Origin of the sequence: Limnohabitans sp., from assembly GCF_044361985.1 — a bacterium.
Lineage (GTDB): Bacteria > Pseudomonadota > Gammaproteobacteria > Burkholderiales > Burkholderiaceae_C > Limnohabitans_A.
The window spans coordinates 26,834-44,822 of the sequence record NZ_JBIKHV010000002.1; the positions used below are offsets into that span (position 1 = coordinate 26,834).

The 17,989-nt window shown below is 59.3% G+C and carries 19 protein-coding genes; 1 reads left to right on the forward strand and 18 read right to left on the reverse strand.

Features of this window, described 5'->3' with window-relative positions; translation table 11 throughout:
• Window positions 1–45: 45 nt before the first annotated feature.
• The 9 genes from htpX to ACIQ3A_RS00880 form a co-directional block, all read right to left on the reverse strand.
• The gene (gene htpX, locus ACIQ3A_RS00840) at window positions 46–921 is read right to left on the reverse strand and encodes a protease HtpX (protein ID WP_396429857.1); all 876 of its coding nucleotides are present in this window, start codon (window positions 919–921) and stop codon (window positions 46–48) included.
• A gap of 70 nt (window positions 922–991) precedes the next feature.
• Complete coding sequence (locus ACIQ3A_RS00845; protein ID WP_396429858.1) at window positions 992–1,855, reverse strand: DUF3025 domain-containing protein; 864 nt, start codon at window positions 1,853–1,855, stop codon at window positions 992–994.
• On the reverse strand, window positions 1,834–2,871 hold the full coding sequence (pyrC, locus tag ACIQ3A_RS00850; protein ID WP_396429859.1) for a dihydroorotase: 1,038 nt from the start codon (window positions 2,869–2,871) through the stop codon (window positions 1,834–1,836). Before pyrC ends, ACIQ3A_RS00845 begins: the two co-directional genes overlap by 22 nt.
• A gap of 202 nt (window positions 2,872–3,073) precedes the next feature.
• Window positions 3,074–3,811 carry an amino acid ABC transporter ATP-binding protein gene (locus ACIQ3A_RS00855; protein ID WP_396429860.1) on the reverse strand — a complete coding sequence of 246 codons (738 nt, stop codon included), beginning with the start codon at window positions 3,809–3,811 and terminating at the stop codon, window positions 3,074–3,076.
• Between the two features lie 27 nt (window positions 3,812–3,838).
• Window positions 3,839–4,507, reverse strand: coding sequence for an amino acid ABC transporter permease (locus ACIQ3A_RS00860; RefSeq protein WP_396429861.1), 669 nt, complete (start codon window positions 4,505–4,507; stop codon window positions 3,839–3,841).
• Window position 4,508: 1 nt separating this feature from the next.
• Window positions 4,509–5,228 carry an amino acid ABC transporter permease gene (locus ACIQ3A_RS00865; RefSeq protein WP_396429862.1) on the reverse strand — a complete coding sequence of 240 codons (720 nt, stop codon included), beginning with the start codon at window positions 5,226–5,228 and terminating at the stop codon, window positions 4,509–4,511.
• Between the two features lie 91 nt (window positions 5,229–5,319).
• Window positions 5,320–6,210 carry an amino acid ABC transporter substrate-binding protein gene (locus tag ACIQ3A_RS00870; protein WP_396429863.1) on the reverse strand — a complete coding sequence of 297 codons (891 nt, stop codon included), beginning with the start codon at window positions 6,208–6,210 and terminating at the stop codon, window positions 5,320–5,322.
• Window positions 6,211–6,435: 225 nt separating this feature from the next.
• Window positions 6,436–7,371 (reverse strand): LysR family transcriptional regulator, encoded by a 936-nt coding sequence (locus tag ACIQ3A_RS00875; protein ID WP_396429864.1) that lies wholly within the window; start codon window positions 7,369–7,371, stop codon window positions 6,436–6,438.
• A gap of 6 nt (window positions 7,372–7,377) precedes the next feature.
• The gene (locus ACIQ3A_RS00880; protein ID WP_396429865.1) at window positions 7,378–9,267 is read right to left on the reverse strand and encodes an ABCB family ABC transporter ATP-binding protein/permease; all 1,890 of its coding nucleotides are present in this window, start codon (window positions 9,265–9,267) and stop codon (window positions 7,378–7,380) included.
• A gap of 39 nt (window positions 9,268–9,306) precedes the next feature.
• On the opposite strand from ACIQ3A_RS00880, the gene ACIQ3A_RS00885 reads away from it, so the two are divergent.
• A complete protein-coding gene (locus ACIQ3A_RS00885) occupies window positions 9,307–9,717 on the forward strand; it encodes an acyl-CoA thioesterase (RefSeq protein ID WP_108407559.1) in 411 nt (136 codons plus the stop codon).
• Between the two features lie 80 nt (window positions 9,718–9,797).
• Here ACIQ3A_RS00885 and ACIQ3A_RS00890 read toward each other — a convergent pair whose 3' ends face one another.
• The 9 genes from ACIQ3A_RS00890 to ACIQ3A_RS00930 form a co-directional block, all read right to left on the reverse strand.
• The gene (locus ACIQ3A_RS00890; RefSeq protein WP_396429866.1) at window positions 9,798–10,280 is read right to left on the reverse strand and encodes a thioesterase family protein; all 483 of its coding nucleotides are present in this window, start codon (window positions 10,278–10,280) and stop codon (window positions 9,798–9,800) included.
• Between the two features lie 63 nt (window positions 10,281–10,343).
• Window positions 10,344–11,108 (reverse strand): enoyl-CoA hydratase, encoded by a 765-nt coding sequence (locus tag ACIQ3A_RS00895; protein WP_396429867.1) that lies wholly within the window; start codon window positions 11,106–11,108, stop codon window positions 10,344–10,346.
• A 47-nt stretch (window positions 11,109–11,155) separates the two neighbouring features.
• On the reverse strand, window positions 11,156–11,599 hold the full coding sequence (locus tag ACIQ3A_RS00900) for a DUF2147 domain-containing protein (RefSeq protein WP_396429868.1): 444 nt from the start codon (window positions 11,597–11,599) through the stop codon (window positions 11,156–11,158).
• 30 nt (window positions 11,600–11,629) lie between these two features.
• The gene (locus tag ACIQ3A_RS00905; protein ID WP_396429869.1) at window positions 11,630–13,441 is read right to left on the reverse strand and encodes an acyl-CoA dehydrogenase C-terminal domain-containing protein; all 1,812 of its coding nucleotides are present in this window, start codon (window positions 13,439–13,441) and stop codon (window positions 11,630–11,632) included.
• A gap of 41 nt (window positions 13,442–13,482) precedes the next feature.
• Entirely contained in the window at window positions 13,483–14,241 is a 759-nt protein-coding gene (locus tag ACIQ3A_RS00910) for a TetR/AcrR family transcriptional regulator (protein WP_396429870.1), read from the reverse strand.
• Window positions 14,242–14,376: 135 nt separating this feature from the next.
• Complete coding sequence (locus ACIQ3A_RS00915; protein ID WP_396429871.1) at window positions 14,377–15,240, reverse strand: fumarylacetoacetate hydrolase family protein; 864 nt, start codon at window positions 15,238–15,240, stop codon at window positions 14,377–14,379.
• A 26-nt stretch (window positions 15,241–15,266) separates the two neighbouring features.
• A complete protein-coding gene (locus tag ACIQ3A_RS00920) occupies window positions 15,267–16,025 on the reverse strand; it encodes an SDR family NAD(P)-dependent oxidoreductase (protein WP_396429872.1) in 759 nt (252 codons plus the stop codon).
• A 33-nt stretch (window positions 16,026–16,058) separates the two neighbouring features.
• Complete coding sequence (locus ACIQ3A_RS00925) at window positions 16,059–16,808, reverse strand: SDR family oxidoreductase (RefSeq protein WP_396429873.1); 750 nt, start codon at window positions 16,806–16,808, stop codon at window positions 16,059–16,061.
• Complete coding sequence (locus ACIQ3A_RS00930; RefSeq protein ID WP_396429874.1) at window positions 16,805–17,920, reverse strand: mandelate racemase/muconate lactonizing enzyme family protein; 1,116 nt, start codon at window positions 17,918–17,920, stop codon at window positions 16,805–16,807. Before ACIQ3A_RS00930 ends, ACIQ3A_RS00925 begins: the two co-directional genes overlap by 4 nt.
• Between the last annotated feature and the right edge of the window lie 69 nt (window positions 17,921–17,989).

Here is a 17,989-nt window from a genome sequence, read left to right on the forward strand (position 1 = left end):
CCGTCCAGCGGGGCCTTGGCTCGGCTCTTCAGGCCTGCTAAAGGCTTATTGGGCGCTGGCTTGAAGAGCAGCGATGCGCTCTTCAATGGGGGGGTGGGTGCTGAACAACTTCCCTATGCCACCCGCAATGCCCATGGCGGCCATGGTCTTGGGCAACTCGGCGGTGTGCACGCCACCCAGTCGAGCCAGCGCATTGATCATGGGTTGCTTGCGACCCATGAGCTTTGCAGCACCTGCGTCGGCACGAAACTCGCGTTGGCGGCTGAACCAGGCCACGATGATGGCGGCCACAAAGCCCAGCAGGATGTCCATCACGATGGTGGTCACGAAATAGCCGATGCCAGGGCCCGTGTTTTCGCTGTCGCCCTTGCGCAAAAAGCTGTCCACCGCATAACCCACCACGCGAGAAATGAACACCACAAAGGTGTTCATCACCCCCTGAATCAGGGTCATGGTGACCATGTCACCGTTGGCAATGTGCGCAATTTCGTGGCCAATGACCGCTTCAATTTCTTCGTGGGTCATGTTTTGCAGCAAGCCAGTGGACACCGCCACCAAGGCCGAGTCGCGGAAAGCGCCGGTGGCAAAGGCATTGGGGTCACCTGGAAAGATGCCGACCTCAGGCATGCCAATGCCGGACTTGTCGGCAAACTTGCGCACGGTTTCCAAGATCCAGGCTTCGTCGGCATTGGCGGGCTGGCTGATAACTTTCACACCCGATGTCCACTTGGCCATGGGTTTGCTGATGAGCAAGGAAATGATGGCGCCTCCAAAGCCCATGATGAGCGCAAACCCGAGCAAGGCGCCAAGGTTCAGCCCATTGGCTGTGAGGAATCGGTTCACGCCCAGCAAGTTGGCGACGATGCCCAGCACGACCACAACGGCCAAGTTGGTCATGACAAACAGGAAAATTCGTTTCATGGGATGTTTCACTTTCAACCCGAAATGCGCGGGTTCGCTGAGGGGAATGTTAGGGGCTTGCCGGGCAAAATCAACCGGGGGGAACGATTTCCTCAACGGCGTACGGTTTTTCAGCCAGCGCTTTGACGCGGCGTGGCCTGAAGACGCTGCTGTCAGCGTAGAAAGCCGGGTCTTGGTTAGCAGGCCACCAGCAGGGAACGCCCAACATGGGCAAGGGGCTGAAGGGTTTGCGTGACAGCTTCTCGGCGCTCAGGTCCTGCGCCAACCAGGCGTCGATGTCGCCCGGCAGCACCGTTGGGGGCACACGCCACATGTGCACGGTGATGGATTTGTAGGGCTGGACCGCTTTTTCAAGCGCAGCATGGCCAAAAGTCCACAAGCGGGTGCTGGGCCACTCGTCGCGCAGAGCCACAAACGCATCGTGCCAACGGTGCTCTGTCAGCGCCGCCCACAAGGCATCCGAGGGCTGGATCAGCAAGGCGTTTTCGTCGAACACAGTGGCGGCATCGCGCACCGCGCCGCGGACCTGCCTCACCCCGGCCCGGGCAATCTCAGTGGCCTGCAGCTGGTTCAAACGTTTTTTGGTCTGCGGAAAATGCATCCAGCACAGGGCGTTGAAGAAATCGTGCAGACCTTCGCGGGTGGGCACTTGGCCACGGGCAAAAATGAAGTCTTCATAAGCCTGGCTTTCAGGCAAGTCGCCTTGCGGCACAAAACGCACGGGCGCCAGGCCGGCTTCGTTCAGCGCCTGCGCCTGCGGGCAGCCGGCCTCGATCTGACGGGCAATGGTTTCGCCCACCCCTCGCCAGCCCTGCAACCAAGGGGCAGACCAGTCGATGTCGGACACGCCGCGCAACAGGGTTTGGGCGCAGCGCCCGCCTGTCAAATCGGCGTTCGGAGATTGGCCCAGACTCAGCCTGTCACCAGACGCCACGGCAAGCTTTCTCCTGAGCGCAGAGGCTTGAGTTCGGCCTCGCCCAAGGGAAAGCTTTCGGCGGGTGTCCAACTCTCGCGGCGCAGCGTGATGCGGCCGGTGTTGCGTGGCAAGCCGTAAAAGTCGGGCCCGAAGAAACTGGCGAAGCCTTCCAGTTTGTCGAGTGCGCCGGCCTGGTCAAAGGCTTCGGTGTACATCTCGATGGCCGCGTGCGCGGTGTAGCAACCGGCGCAACCGGTGGCGTGCTCTTTCAGGTGTGCCGGGTGCGGTGCGCTGTCGGTGCCCAAAAAGAAACGCGGGTTGCCCGAGGTAGCCGCCTTGACCAGCGCCAGTCGGTGCGTCTCCCGCTTGAGCACCGGCAGGCAGTAGTAATGCGGGCGAATACCGCCGGTAAAGAGGGCGTTGCGGTTGTACAGCAGGTGGTGCGCGGTGATGGTGGCGCCCAGCATGGCATCGCCCTCGGCCACGTACTGCGTGGCCTCGGCTGTGGTGATGTGTTCCATCACGATCTTCAGCCCGGGGAAATCGCGGCGCAAGGGCTTGAGTTGCTGTTCGATGAACACCGCTTCACGGTCAAACAGGTCGATATCGGGCGAGGTGACTTCGCCATGCACCAGCAGCAGCATGCCTTCGCGCTGCATGGCCTCGAGCACAGGGTAGATCTTGCGCAGATCGGTCACGCCCGCATCGCTGTTGGTGGTGGCGCCCGCGGGGTACAGCTTGCAGGCCACCACACCGGCCGCTTTGGCGCGGGCAATTTCGGTTGGGGCCAGGTTGTCGGTCAGGTACAGCGTCATCAACGGCTCAAACGCCAGGCCCTTGGGCACAGCGGCCAGAATGCGGGCCTTGTAGGCCAGCGCCTGCTCGGCAGTGGTCACCGGCGGCTTGAGGTTGGGCATGATGACGGCGCGGGCAAACTGGGCCGCGGTGTGCGGCACCACAACGCTGAGTGCAGCGCCATCGCGCACATGCAGGTGCCAGTCGTCAGGGCGGGTGAGGGTGATTTCTTGGGTCATGTTCGCTATTGTCTCAAACCTGTGGGAAGGGTGCATGACCGCTACCGGCGCCAGAGATGGGACAGCAGGCCGTGGCTCATACTCGCTTTGCTCGCCAAATCGCCCCAACCCGCTGCCCCACCTCTGGTGCATGCGGATGTGGTGAAACAGGCTTATGCGAAAAAGGTGCGGAAAAGACCTGTCAAAAGAGACCCTACCTCAATCAGTGCTGCAAGATCTTGTTCAGGAAGTCTTTGGTGCGGGGCTGGCGGTTTTCAGGGTGGTTGAAAAACTCGTCTTTGGAGCAGTCTTCCAGGATGCGCCCACCCACGTCGATGAAGATCACGCGGTTGGCCACTTTGCGGGCAAAGCCCATTTCGTGCGTGACCACCATCATGGTCATGCCTTCGTTGGCCAGTTGCACCATCACATCCAGCACTTCGCCCACCATTTCGGGGTCAAGTGCTGAAGTGGGCTCGTCAAACAGCATGACGATCGGGTCCATCGACAAGGCGCGGGCAATGGCCACGCGCTGCTGCTGACCACCCGACAACTGGCCCGGAAACTTGTCCTTGTGCGCCAGCAGGCCCACGCGGTCCAGCATCTTGAGGCCGCGCTCTTTGGCTTCGGCCTCAGATCGGCCCAGCACCTTGATCTGGGCGATCGTCAGGTTCTCGGTCACCGACAGGTGCGGAAACAGCTCAAAGCTCTGAAACACCATGCCCACGCGCGAACGCAGTTTGGGCAAGTCGGTGCCCGCATCCATCAAGGACACGCCATCCACATGGATGCTGCCTTGTTGTACGGGCTCAAGCGCATTGACGGTTTTGATGAGGGTGGACTTGCCCGAGCCCGAAGGACCGCAGACCACCACGACATCGCCCTTGTTGATGCTGACCGAGCAGTCGTTGAGCACCTGTACCGGGCCATACCACTTGGACACATTTTTGATTTCAATCATTTTCTTTTCCCGATTTCAGTGCGTGCATCAACGCACGATGGCGATCTTGGCCTGCAAGCGCTTGACTGCCCAGGACAACCCAAAACAAATGATGAAGTACACCCCGGCGGCCAGGATATAAGCCTCTTCAGGTCGGCCATAAATTTTGCCGGCGTTGCTGAAACCCTTGAGCAAGTCATAAGCGCCAATGGCATACACCAGCGAGGTGTCCTGAAACAAGATGATGGTCTGCGTGAGCAACACCGGCAGCATGTTTCTGAAGGCCTGGGGCAAGATGACCAGGCGCATGTTCTGCCCATAGCTCATGCCCATGGCTTGACCGGCAAGCACCTGCCCACGGGGAATGGACTGGATGCCCGCGCGCATGATCTCGCTGAAGTAGGCGGCCTCAAAGGCCACAAAGGTGATGATGGCCGACCATTCGGCGCCAATGGGTCTGCCGATCAAAAACGGCATCAGCAAATAAAACCAAAGGATCACCATGACCAAGGGCACCGAGCGCATGCCGTTGACATAGAAGGTGGCGGGTGCAGCCAGCATTTTGTTGCCCGACAAGCGCATCAGTGCCAGCAAGGTGCCAAAAATCACGCCGCCGATGGTGGCGGTGATGGTCAGTTGCACACTGAAAATCAGGCCGCTCCAGACGAACTTGCGCAGCATCTCCAGATCAAAAAAGGAAAGGTCGAGTCCAAACATGTCAGTGCCCCCCCGTTCCGGCGGAGACGATGAAGCCAGGCACACGCATTTTCTTTTCGATCTTGGCAAACACGCGATTCACAGCGAAGGCTGACAAGGCATAAAGCCCGGTGACGGCCAGGTAGATTTCAATGCCTCGTGAGGTTTCTTCCTGCGCCTGCATGGCGAACATGGTGAGTTCTGCAATCGACACGGCAAAGGCCACCGAGGAGTTTTTTAACAGGTTCATCGACTCACTGGTCAGTGGCGGCAAGATGATGCGAAACGCCATGGGCAAAATCACATACCGGTACGACTGTGCTGTGGTAAAGCCCACGGCCATGGCGGCGTAACTCTGCCCTTTGGGCAAGGCTTGAATACCCGCCCGCACTTGCTCGGCAATGCGCGCCGAGGTGAAAAAACCCAAAGCAAACACCACCAACATGAAACCAGGCACCTGCTGAAATGCCGGGAATATTTTGGGCACAACGAAGTACCACAAGAAAATCTGCACCAACAGCGGTATGTTGCGGAACAACTCAACCCAGGCATTGCCCAGTGCCACCAGGACCGGCCGTCCAGGCAAAGTGCGGACAGTACCCACCACGGCGCCAACGCTCATGGCCACCAACCAGGAGCAAGCCGCCACAGCCAGCGTCCAGCGCCAAGCCTCCAGCATCCACTCAAGATAGGTTCGGCCACTGCCGTCATCGGTCAAAAATACCTGCCAGTCCCAAGTCATTTTTTTATTCCTGCAAAAGGGAAACCCATTCCCCAAAAAGAAACCCCGCCCAAGTTAGCCCCGGCGGGGTTTGAAACGCATCAAGGCAAAATTATTTCTTGGCGTAATCTTCTGCAGGCTTGTCGTTCAGGTTAGCCCAAGCTGTTTTGGTGGCTTCGCTGGCAACCAGACCCACGCGTGTATTTTTTGGCGGGATGGGTTGTACAAACCACTTGTCATAGGCCTTGGCCATGTCACCGTTCTTGACCATGTCACGCACGGTGTCGTCGGCCAATTTCTTGAAAGCCGGGTCGTCCTTGCGAATCATGATGGCGATCGGCTCAACGTTGAGCACCTCACCCACAATGCGAAAGTCTGCAGGGTTTTTGGCGGTCGCGATATTGCCAGCCAGGATCTGGCCATCCATGACGAATGCATCAGCGCGGCCGGACTCCAGCAACAAAAAGCTGTCAGCATGGTCTTTGCCAAACAGTTCGTTAAAGTTCACGCCGTTGGCGCGCTCATGCTTGCGCAGCAACTGAACCGAAGTGGTGCCTGTTGTCGTGGCCACGGTCTTGTTGACCAATTGGGCGATCGAAGTGATGCCTGAAGAGACTTTGGCAGCGATGCGCACTTCTTCCACAAAAGTGGTCACCACAAAGGCCACGTCTTTTTGACGCGCTGCGTTGTTGGTGGTGGAGCCGCACTCAATGTCGACCGTGCCGTTTTGCACCAGTGGAATGCGGTTTTGCGAAGTCACCGACTGAAACTTGACATCGACTTTTTTGCCTACGGCTTTTTCCAAATTGCCAATGATGCGCTGGCAGACCTCAAAGTGAAAACCGGCGTACTTGCCATCCCCCAGGGTGTAGGACAGGGCGCCCGAAGAGTCGCGCACACCCATGGTGATGGCGCCGGCATTCTTAACCTTGGCGATGGTGTCGGCTTGAGCAGCCATGCAGGCCAGGGCGGTGATCGCGACAGCGAACAATTGCTTTTTCATTCAGTTCTCCAAAAATTGCCAAAAGGCGAAAGTTAAACCATGCCGCTTCAATTCGCGGAAGCACCATCATGGCATTTAGACAGGCTGGTTTTTCACAGCCCAAACACAAAATACAGTTGCAGCAAACCAGCCGCAACTATAGTGAGCCAGACCACCCTCTTACATCAGGGTGTACCCCAGATCATCATGCAAAAAAAGCATAACACAATGCCTGCAGGCGTCAGATCAAGCTGCGCGGGGCGTTCCCTGCGTTAAATGCGCCCACAGCTCGTGCGCTGGATGGTGGCCGCTGGTTTTAGGTCCTGGCTTGGCCCGGTATGCCCTGACCTCCATCGTCAAGGACAAAGCCTGACCGTCCGGCAAACGCGATTCCACCAAAGCCCCGCTCTGGACTTCCTTGCGCACAGCACTTTCTGGCAAGAACGCCAGGCCATGGCCTTGCATGGCCATGACTTTCAGGCCTTCGGCCATGTCGGTTTCATAGACCCGGTCCAGATGAATCGGTGTCCCCGCTTGCTTGAGGATCCAGTCGGTCACGCCGCCCAGATACGCCCCCGGCGCATAGCCCAGATAGGGCAAGGGACGGGAGGGTGCTCCAGGCAGGCCAAGCACAGGGGTGCCGTCGGCCTGCGCCTTGACGTAGGGGGCAATGGACTCCGCGCCGAGCACCACCATGTCGTAACGCTCGGCATCCAGTTGCAAGGGTTGCGAGGGGTGGTGGTAGACGATCAACAGGTCGCACCCCCCTTCAGCCAGGCGCATGGCCGCGTCGTGCACATTGAGTGCGATCAAACGGCTTTTGATGGGGCCAAAGCTTTCGCGCAAGCCGGCCATCCAAGACGGAAAAAACGTAAAGGCCAAAGTGTGCGGAATGGCGAACTCGATGAAGTCTTGCCCTGCCGAGTTGTGGCCGCGCAGCATGGCCCGGGTGTTTTGCAGGGACTGCAGCAGTTCCAGCGCCTGGTCAAACAAGGTCTCACCGGCCGGGGTGAGTTTGGTGGGGTAGGAGCTGCGGTCCACCAGGTCAGCACCCGCCCAGGCTTCCAGGGACTGGATGCGCCGTGAAAAAGCCGGCTGCGTCACATGACGCAGTTGCGCAGAGCGGCTGAAACTGCGGGTTTCAGCCAAGCTCACAAAGTCTTCAAGCCACTTGGTTTCCATGCCGAATTATGTCGCGGCCGCGATGGATGCCACTGCTGGCGATGATTCGGTGTTTTGTTGCAGCGCCCACATGCTGGCGTAGCGCCCTTGACTGGCCAGCAACTGCGCATGGTTGCCACGCTCGATGATTTGGCCGGCTTCCATCACCAGGATTTCGTGCGCATCGACCACAGTCGACAAGCGGTGCGCAATCACCAGCGTGGTCTTGTTTTGGGCCACGCTGGCCAGCTCGGCCTGGATGGCACGCTCGTTGGCAGAGTCAAGGGCCGAGGTGGCTTCGTCAAACACCAGGATCGGGGGGTCTTTCAGCAAGGTGCGGGCAATGGCCACACGCTGCTTCTCGCCCCCCGAAAGCTTCAGCCCCCTCTCACCCACCGAGGTTTGGTACCCCTTGGGCGTGGAGGCGATGAAGTCGTGGATGCGGGCAGCACGGGCCGCGCCCTCGATCTCGGCTTGGCTTGCGCCAGGGAGGCCATAGGCGATGTTGTAGGCCACGCTGTCGTTGAACAGCACCGTGTCCTGCGGCACAATGCCCAGGGCCTTGCGCACGCTCGATTGCGTGACCTGCCGGATGTCTTGCCCCGCAATGCGAATGAAGCCTTGCTGCACGTCGTAAAAACGGAACATCAAACGCGCCAGCGTCGACTTGCCCGAACCCGAGGGCCCAACCACAGCCACCGTCTTGCCGGCAGGGATGGTGAAGCTGATGTCCTTGAGGATCGGCCGGTCGCTTTCATAGGCAAAAGAAACCCGGTCAAACACCACGTCGGGTGCGCCTTGCAAGGCCAGCGCCTGCGCGCCCGGCGCATCGGCCACTTCGCGTTCGCGGTCCATCAACACGAACATCTTGTCGAGGTCGGTCAGGCTTTGCTTGATCTCGCGGTACAGCACGCCCAGAAAATTGAGCGGAATATAGAGTTGGATCATGAAGGCATTGATCATCACCAGATCACCCAGGGTCATGCGTCCGGCCACCACCCCCTCGGTGGCGCGCCACAACATGGCGACCAACGCTGCCGCAATGATGAGCTGCTGACCTGTGTTGAGCACCGACAAAGTGGTCTGTGACTTGAGCCGGGCCACACGCAAGCGTTCCAGACTTTCGTCGTAGCGCCCGGCCTCGAACGCCTCGTTGCCGAAATACTTGACGGTTTCGTAGTTCAGCAGCGAATCGATGGCTCGGGTGTGCGCAGCCGAATCGAATTCGTTGGCCTGCTTGCGAAACTGCGTGCGCCACTCGGTGATGCGCACCGTGAAAAAGATGTAAAGCGCCAAAGCCAACAACGTGATGCCTGCAAACCAGGCATCAAACTTGACCGCCAAAATGGCCAGTACCAAGCCCACTTCGATCAGGGTCGGGATGATGCTGTAAAGCGAATAAGAAATCAGCGACTCGATGCCGCGCACGCCGCGTTCGATGTCACGCGTCATGCCCCCGGTCTGGCGCGCTAGGTGAAAGCGCAAGCTCAAGGCATGCAAGTGTTCGAAGGTCTGCAAAGCAATGCTGCGCGATGCCCCCTGCGTGGCTTTGGCAAACACCAATTCACGCAACTCGGTGAAAGCCGAGGTCAGCAGACGCAAAGCGCCATAGCCCACCAGCAAGGCCACTGGCACCACCAACACGGCTTGCGCATCGCCGGGCTTGATGTTCATGGCATCAACCAACTCCTTGAGCAGCAAGGGCACGCTCACGTTGGCCAGCTTGGCACCCACCATCAAACTCAGGGCAATGACCACGCGCCATTTGTATTGCCACAAATAAGGCAAAAGGCGCGACAGGGTTTTCCAGTCACCCCCTGCAGGCGCTGGTGGCGCTGGTGGCGCCGCACCTCCAGGCAAGCCAGGTCGTGGCGTGTTGGAGGCGGCAGGGGCAGCAGTTTCGCCGTGGTGGCGCATAAGGGACAATCCAGTTTTTGTTAACCACTCATTGTGCCCATGTCTGAAACCCACAGCACCCACACCGTGGCATTGCCCACTGACCAGGAGCTGGTGCTCAAGGTCATCCCCATGCCCGCTGACTGCAATGCCAGTGGCGACATTTTTGGCGGCTGGGTCATGGCCCAGGTCGACTTGGCCGGTGCTGTCTTGCCCGCTCGGCGCGTCAGGGGCCGCATGGTCACCGTGGCCGTGAACGAGTTCATCTTCAAGCAGCCGGTCAAGGTGGGCGACATCCTGTCGTTCTTTTCCCGCATCGTGCGGGTCGGTCGGACCTCGGTCACGGTCAAGGTCGAGGTGTTCGCTGAACGCTTTCAGCTGCAGGGCCAGTACATCAAGGTGACCGAGGCCCACCTGACGTACGTGGCGGTTGATGACCAGGGCCAGCCAAGAGCCGTGCCTGCAGAGTGAACGGCTGGATCAGAGGCTGCGCCAGCACCTGATCCCGGTCGCGCCTGCAGCTTGGGCAAGAGCCCCGGCTGCATCACGCTTCAAGACACGATGTAAGCCGCAGCACCCGTAGACATCAAGCTGCCATCGGGGCCACAAAACTCCATGCGCGAAGAACCTACCCTGGAGCCCACACGCAGGGCATTCGCAGTGATGGTGAAGTACTCACCGATGCCTGGCCGCAGATAGTCCACACGCAAATCGATGGTGCCCAGCTTGGCAAAGCGTTCCAGTCGCTTGGTGGGCGATTCATCCATGTGTTTGGCGGCCAGCGCGGCCATGACCGCCGCACTCCCGATGGCATCCAGCACAGCGCTGATGACGCCGCCATGAATGCGGTTGTAAGCAAAGTGGCCCACCAGATCGGGGCGCATGTCGATGCGGGCTTCCACCCCCTCGGGGGTCACTTTGACGAGCTTGAGCCCCAGTGACTTGTTGAAGACGATTTTTTCTTCGTAGATCTGGCGAAAACCCTCGATGTACTCAGGCTCAAGAACGATGGGTTCGGTTGGACGATGGGGCATGCCGGTCATTTCAGAAGGAAGTGTGTGGTCAGGCCTGAATGCCCGACCAACCCGGGGGCCAGTTTACAGCGCAGAAAAATCTGGCTTGCGCTTGGCCATGAAGGCCCCAAAGGCCTCTTTGGCGGCGGGCTCGCGCAGCATGCGGCCAAAGCTTTTGCCCTCTTCGGCCATGACTTGCAGCACCTCTTGCTGGGCACCACCCTTCATCAGGCGCTTGGTCTCGACCAAGGATGACAAGGGCTTGGCCGCCAGCTTGCGTGCCTGGGCCTGGGCGTAGCCATTGACCTCGGTGGGCGGCACAACCCGGTTGACCAGGCCGACTTCTTGTGCGGCTTCAGCAAAGAAAGGCTCGCCCATCAGCAGGGCTTCGGCCGCGCGGTGGTAGCCGAACATGCGAGGAACCAGCAGGCTGGACGCGGCTTCGGGGCACAGGCCCAAATTGACGAAGGGCATGGAAAACGCCGCGTTGTCCCCGGCATAGACCAGGTCGCAATGGAACAGCATGGTGGTGCCAATGCCCACCGCAGGCCCAGCCACGGCGGCGAGCATGGGTTTTTCAAAGCTGGCGATGCCGCGCAGAAAACGGAACACCGGCGACTCTTGCGTGGTCGGCGGCTGGTTCAGGAAGTCACCAATGTCGTTGCCCGCACTGAAGATGGTTTCGTGCCCCTGAAACAGCACCACGCGCACGCTGGCGTCCGCTGCAGCCTGGTCGACCGCGTCGGCCATGGCGGCATACATGGCCGATGTGATGGAGTTCTTTTTGTCCAGGCGGTTGAAGGTGATGGTCATCACCCCCGCATCGATGTGGGTCAGGATGTCAGACATGGTGTTCCTTATGGCTATGCGGTGGAGGGCCTGCTTTTGAAAACGGCTTATTGGACCCTGATCCAGGTTTGGGTACGGCCCAACAAAGGCATGCCGATGTAACCCCGGACTTCGAGCTTTTTGCCACCGTCAATCGGTGTCAAACGCGCGCTGTAGTTTTTGCCGTTCTCAGGATCGAGAATTTTCCCACCTTCCCATACCGCTTTGCCGTCACCTTGTTGACCCCCTCGAATGATTTCCATGCCGATTTTCGGTTTGTCCTTGCGGTCATCGGTGCACAAATTGCAGTTGGGCTCGGTACTGGTCGCAGTCAGCAAAGACTTTTCGACCACCCCCAACAAGCCCCCCGATGCGTTCTGGCTGATGCGAATTTCGGCTTTGGGCTGCTTGCTTTCGTCGTCGATGCTGCGCCACAAACCCACCGGACTCAACTGTGCTTGTGCAGCCAACGCGAACAAACTGAGGCTCAAGGCCAAGGCGGATCTGATCATGGCGGTCTTCCTGTTGCGGTGTGGAAAAAATTAGGCCAGAGCGGCGTCGGTGTCCATCAGCACATCGCTGCCCGCACGGATGCGGCGCATCAGGCTGGAGGTCTCGGGCATCAGGCGCGTGAAGTAAAAGCGCGCGGTTTGCAACTTGGCCTGGTAAAACGGGTTGGGGCGCTGCGCTTGCTCTTCGGCCTCGGCCAATTTGGCCAGTGCAATTTGCGCCGAACGCGCCCAAAAATAGCCCAGCACCAAGTGGCCCACCACGCGCAGATAGTCTACGGCAGCTGCGCCCACTTCGTCCGCGTTGCTCAAGGCTTTCATGCCCACTTCGCTGGTGAGCTGGGTGAGCTTTTGGCCCAAATCAGCCAGTGGCTTGATGAACTCGCCCATGGCTTCGTTGGCCATTTCGGCCTTGACCAATTGCTCGACCAATTTACCGAATTTTTTGAGCGTGGCGCCTTGGTTGCCCAGCACCTTGCGGCCCAGCAAATCGAGCGACTGAATGGTGTTGGTGCCTTCGTAAATCATGTTGATGCGGGCATCGCGCACAAACTGCTCCATGCCCCACTCCTTGATGTAGCCGTGCCCGCCAAAGACCTGCTGGCAAGCCGATGTGGCTTCCCAGGCGTTGTCGGTGGTGAATGCTTTGACGATGGGCGTGAGCAAAGCCACGATTTCAGCCGCCTCGGCACGCACGGCCTCGTCGGGGTGGTGGAGTTCTTTGTCGAGCAGCAAAGCGCAATAACAAGCCAGCGCACGGCCCCCTTCGGCATAAGCTTTGGCGGTCATGAGCATGCGGCGCACATCGGGGTGCACGATGATCGGGTCGGCTGGTTTGCCAGGCGCCTTCACGCCGGTGAGCGAGCGCATTTGCACGCGGTCTTTGGCGTAAGCCAAGGCGTTTTGGTAGGCCACTTCGGTCAGGCCCAGCGACTGGTTGCCCACGCCCAAGCGGGCGGCGTTCATCATCACGAACATCGCCGCCAAGCCCTTGTGGGGCTGGCCCACCAGAGTGCCCACAGCATCGTCGAGCACCATCTGGCAGGTGGCATTGCCATGGATGCCCATTTTGTGCTCCAGACCACCGCAATAAATGCCGTTGCGCTCGCCGATGGCACCTTCTGGCAACACCTTGAATTTGGGCACGATGAACAGGCTGATGCCTTTGCTGCCGGGGGGCGCGTCGGGCAAGCGGGCCAGCACCAGGTGCACGATGTTGGGGGCCAGGTCGTGCTCGCCGGCGCTGATGAAAATCTTCTGGCCACTGAGCTTGTAAGTGCCGTCGGCCTGAGGCTCGGCCTTGGTGCGCAAGAGCCCCAAGTCGGTGCCGCAATGCGGTTCGGTCAGGCACATGGTGCCGGTCCATTCGCCGCTGGTCAGCTTGGGCAGGTACAGCGCTTTTTGCTCGGCCGTGCCGTGGGCATGCAGGCACTCGTAGGCGCCGTGCGACAAGCCAGGGTACATGGTCCAGGCCTGGTTGGACGAGTTGAGCATTTCGTAAAAACACTGGTTCACCACAAAGGGCAACCCTTGCCCACCAAACTCAGGGTCGCAGCTGAGCGAGGGCCAGCCGCCGGCCACATATTGCGCATAAGCCGCCTGAAAGCCATCGGGGGCTTTGACGTCGTGCGTGTCGCGGTTGAGCTGGCAGCCCTGGGTGTCCCCTGAAATGTTGATGGGGAACACCACTTCGGCCGCAAACTTGCCACCCTCTTCCAGCACCGCGTTGATGGTCTCGGCATCGGTGTCGGCGTGCTTGGGCAGGGCCTTGAATTCGGCGGACACATTGAGCAATTCATGCAACACAAACTGCATGTCGCGCAGGGGCGGGTTGTAGACAGGCATGGCAATTCCTTGAAAGGGTCAAAAAGCGGATGGGGGAGAAATCAGTCGCTGGTGGGCTTGCGCGGGGGCTTGGGCACCGCCACGAGCTTGGGAGGCTTCGCAGGTTGGGCGGCGCCCGTCTTGACCAAAGCTGGGGCCGTCGGCGCCAGCGCATGGCGCGCCAATATGTGCAAAAAGCCACGGCGCGCCAGCTCGGAGGCGCCAGGGTTGCGCAAAAAGCGTGCTTCGTAGTGCAACGCCAGGATCAAGCCGTGGATTTCAAAAGCGATTTGATGGGCATCGGCCTCACGGCTGAGTTGCCCTGCGGCCTGGGCCAGTTCCACCGCACGACGCAAGGCGGTTTGCCAAGTGGCCACCGATGAGGCCAAGGCATCCCGAACAGGGCCAGTGCGGTCGTCGAACTCCACAGCCCCACTGATGTAGATGCAGCCTGAATCGATTTCAGCGGAGGTTTGCACCATCCAGTTGTCAAACATCGCTTGCAGGCGGGGCACACCGCGGGGTTTTTGCATGGCCGCATAAAAAACCTCCGCCTCAAAGCGGTCGTGGTACTCGCGGATGACTGAAATTTGCAGCTCTTCGCGCGAGCCAAAGTGGGCAAACACACCCGACTTGCTCATGCCCGTGACCTCGGCCACAGCGCCAATGGACAAGCCATCCAGACCAATTTGCGAGGCTAGGCCCAAAGCGGCCTCGATGATCACGGCCTTGGTTTGCTGGCCTTTGATGAGTACGCGGCGGCCTGCCACCTCAGGTGCTGTCACGCTTTCAACTTTGGAAGGGGGTTTTCGATCGGACATGGCAATTAAAAAAGAACGATCGTTCTATTTTGCACCAAAACGCCCCACGAAATCAAAATACCCCATGAGTCAAGGGTAAATCAGGAGGCAGGCCCGCCAGCGTCAAAGCACTGACGGACGCCTGCGCAGGCTTGATCAGGCCTTGAAAGCCACGACTTTCTGGCTTTGTTCACCCAGGCCATCGATGCCCAGGCGCATGACATCGCCACGCTTGAGAAAGACCGGTGCAGACTTGCCATCGACCTTGACACCCATGCCCACGCCCGGTGGCGTACCGGTGGTGATGATGTCGCCTGGCTCCAGCGTCATGAACTGGCTCACATAGCTGACCAATTTGGCGACGCCAAAAATCATGGTTTTGGTGTTGCCGGTTTGGTAACGCACGCCATTCACATCCAGCCACATGCCCAAGGCCTGAGCATTGGGCACCTCGTCGCGCGTGACCAGCCATGGGCCCACCGGGCCAAAGGTGTCGCAGCCTTTGCCCTTGTCCCAAGTGGCGCCGCGCTCAAGTTGGTATTCACGCTCGCTCACGTCGTTGACCACGCAATAGCCAGCCACGTGGTTCAAGGCGTCTTTTTGGGTCACGTAGCGTGTGCGGGTGCCGATCACGATGCCCAGCTCGACCTCCCAGTCGGACTTTTTGGAGCCCTTGGGCAACATAACGTCATCGTCGGGACCCTGAATGCAGGAGATGGCCTTGGTGAACACAATGGGTTCCGACGGAATCGGCATGCCAGACTCGGCCGCGTGGTCGGCGTAGTTCAAGCCAATGGCGATGAACTTGCTGGTGTACGAGATGGGCGTGCCAAAGCGCTTTTTGCCGCGCACCAAAGGCAGCTTGTCGGTCTTGACTTTGGCCAGCTTGGCCAGCGCATTGTCATTGAGCAGATCGGGTGAGATGTCCTTGACCACGCTGCTCAAATCGCGCAAACGGCCAGCGGCATCGATCAATCCGGGTTTTTCCTTGCCAGGTTGGCCATAACGAACGAGTTTCATAACTGCCTTTCAGTGTTTAAAAAGAATCAATAAGTGGCACGACCACCCGAGAGGTCAAAGACCGCGCCGGTGGAAAAAGAACAATCTTCGGTGCTCAGCCAAGTCACCATGGCGGCGACTTCTTCGGGCATGCCGAAACGCGCCATCGGAATTTTCGACAGCATGAACTGGATGTGCTCGGGTGACATTTGATCAAAAATCGCCGTCTTTACAGCCGCCGGCGTGACACAGTTCACACGCACACCGGTTTCAGCCAATTCTTTGCCCAGCGATTTGGTCAGGCCAATCACGGCCGCCTTGCTCGCACTGTATGCGCTGGCATTGGGGTTGCCGTCTTTGCCCGCAACCGATGCGATATTGACGATGCGGCCATAGTTGCGCGCCTTCATGTGGGCGCTGAGCTCCCGGCAGCAATAAAAAAGTCCGTGCACGTTGACATCAAAAACCTGCTTCCAGTCTTCAACCGGATAGTCCCAGACCTTGGTGTTGGGGCCGGTGATGCCTGCACTGTTGACCAGCACATCAACCCCGGCCAAGGCGGTAGTTTGGGCCGTGGCCTTGACCACCGAGTCGTGGCTGGCCACATCGACCTGAACCGTGTTGAGCACTGCGCCCGGCTGCTCTTTTTTCAGTTGCTCTGCCGCAGCGGCCATGCCCGGCGCATCGCGGTCCCACAAGGTCACGCGGGCACCGGAGGCCAGCATGCGCTGGGCAATGGCAAAACCCAAACCTGTGGCGCCACCGGTGATGACCGCATGGCGGCCTTTCATATCCAACATGTTCATATTTTGCTTTCTTAAAAATGGTGTTGTTGAAAGTTAAATGGTCATGCCGCCGTCCACCATATAGGCGTTGCCGGTGGCAAAAATGGACTCGTCGGACGCGAGAAAAGTGACGATGGGCGCGATCTCATGCGCCTGAGCCAGTCGACCCATGGGCTGACGGTTGATGAAATCCTTGCGGGCTTGCACCGGATCGGCATAGCTGTTGATGCGGTCTTGCAGCGAAGGTGTGTCCACCGTGCCGGGGCAAATGCAGTTGCAACGGATGCCCTGGCGCACATAGTCGGCCGCCACGCTCTTGGTCAGGCCGATGACCGCCGCCTTGCTGGCGCCGTAAATGAAACGGTTGGGCAAGCCGCGCACGCTGGAGCACACACTGGCCATGTTGATGATGCTGCCGCCATGCCCGTCTTTTTCAAACTGCGCGAGCATTTTGGGGATGGCCGCCTGGATCATCCAGAACTGCGAACGTGCATTCAGGTTGAACGCGAAATTCCAGTCATCGTCTGTCGCTTGCTCGATGTTGCCGTTGTGCACAAAGCCTGCGCAATTGAAGATCACATCTATGCGCTCCATGCTGGCGACCTGGCGGGCAATAGCCGCCTTGTCCAGCACGTCCAGCACAGCGGTGTGCACATTGGCCACACCTTGGTAGGACTTGAGCAGCTCGGCGTTCATATCGGTCGCGTAAACCGTGGCGCCCTCTGCGGCCATGGCCAGCGCGGCTGCCTGACCAATGCCCTGCCCGGCTGCTGTGATCAGCGCAATTTTTCCTTTGAGTCTCATGGTGTCTTGATCTCCAGATAAGTGGTTTGTTTTTGGGTAATGGCGGCCCAGTCCCAGGCAATGCCCAGGCCGGGGGAATCGGGTGGGTGTGCAAAACCATCCGCTATGTGCAGGCGCGAGGTGGTGATGTCATCGAGTTGCGGAATGTATTCGACCCAAGTGGCGTTGGGCACAGCCGCGCACAGGCTCACATGCAACTCCATCAGAAAATGCGGGCAGACCGCCACATCAAAGGTTTCGGCCAGGTGTGCGGTCTTGAGCCAGGGCGTGATGCCGCCGATGCGCGCCACATCGGGCTGCACGATAGAACAGGCGCCTTGCTCCAGGTATTCACGGAACTGCATCGGGTGGTACATCGACTCGCCCACCGCCACTGGCACGGCGGTGTGCTCACGCAACTGGCGGTGGCCCGACACATCTTCCGCAGGCATGGGCTCTTCGATCCAGGCCAGGCCCAAGCCATCGAAGGCGTGCGCGCGCCGCACCGACTCGGCCCGATTGAAGCCCTGATTGGCATCGGTCATCAGTTCAAAGCCAGGGCCAACGGCGTTGCGCACAGCACTCAGGCGCGCCACATCTTCACTCACATGGGGTCGGCCAATTTTGATCTTGGCACCCTTGAAACCCTGACCTTGCGCTTCCAGGGTTTGGTCCACCAGCGCCTGCGGTGACAAATGCAACCAGCCGCCTTCTGTGGTGTAAAGCGGCACACGCGTTTGCGCGCCACCCAGCAGTTGCCACAAAGGCAAGCGCTGACTTTGCGCACGCCAATCCCACAAGGCCGTGTCCACGCAGGCCAAGGCCAGGCTGGTCATCGCGCCCACCGCCGTGGCGTGGGTGTGAAAAAACAGATCTTTCCAAATCGCCTCAACACGCACCGGGTCGCGACCGATCAGGCGTGGCGCCAGGTGGTCTTTGAGCAAGGCGATGACCGAAGAGCCCCCGGTGCCGATGGTGTAGGCATAACCCGTGGCCTCAATGCCATCGCTGCAGTGCAAACTGAGCAAGATGGTTTCTTGGGTCACGAAGGACTGAATGGCATCGGTGCGCAGCACCTTGGGCGGCAGATTGACTTGCCGTAGGCTCACGCGGTCAATGGTGACAGAGGACATGGAAAACTTGGCGAAATGTAGAAGACAGAGATCTAAGCTTGAGCCTGAAGGGCGGCATCGCCGGTCGTT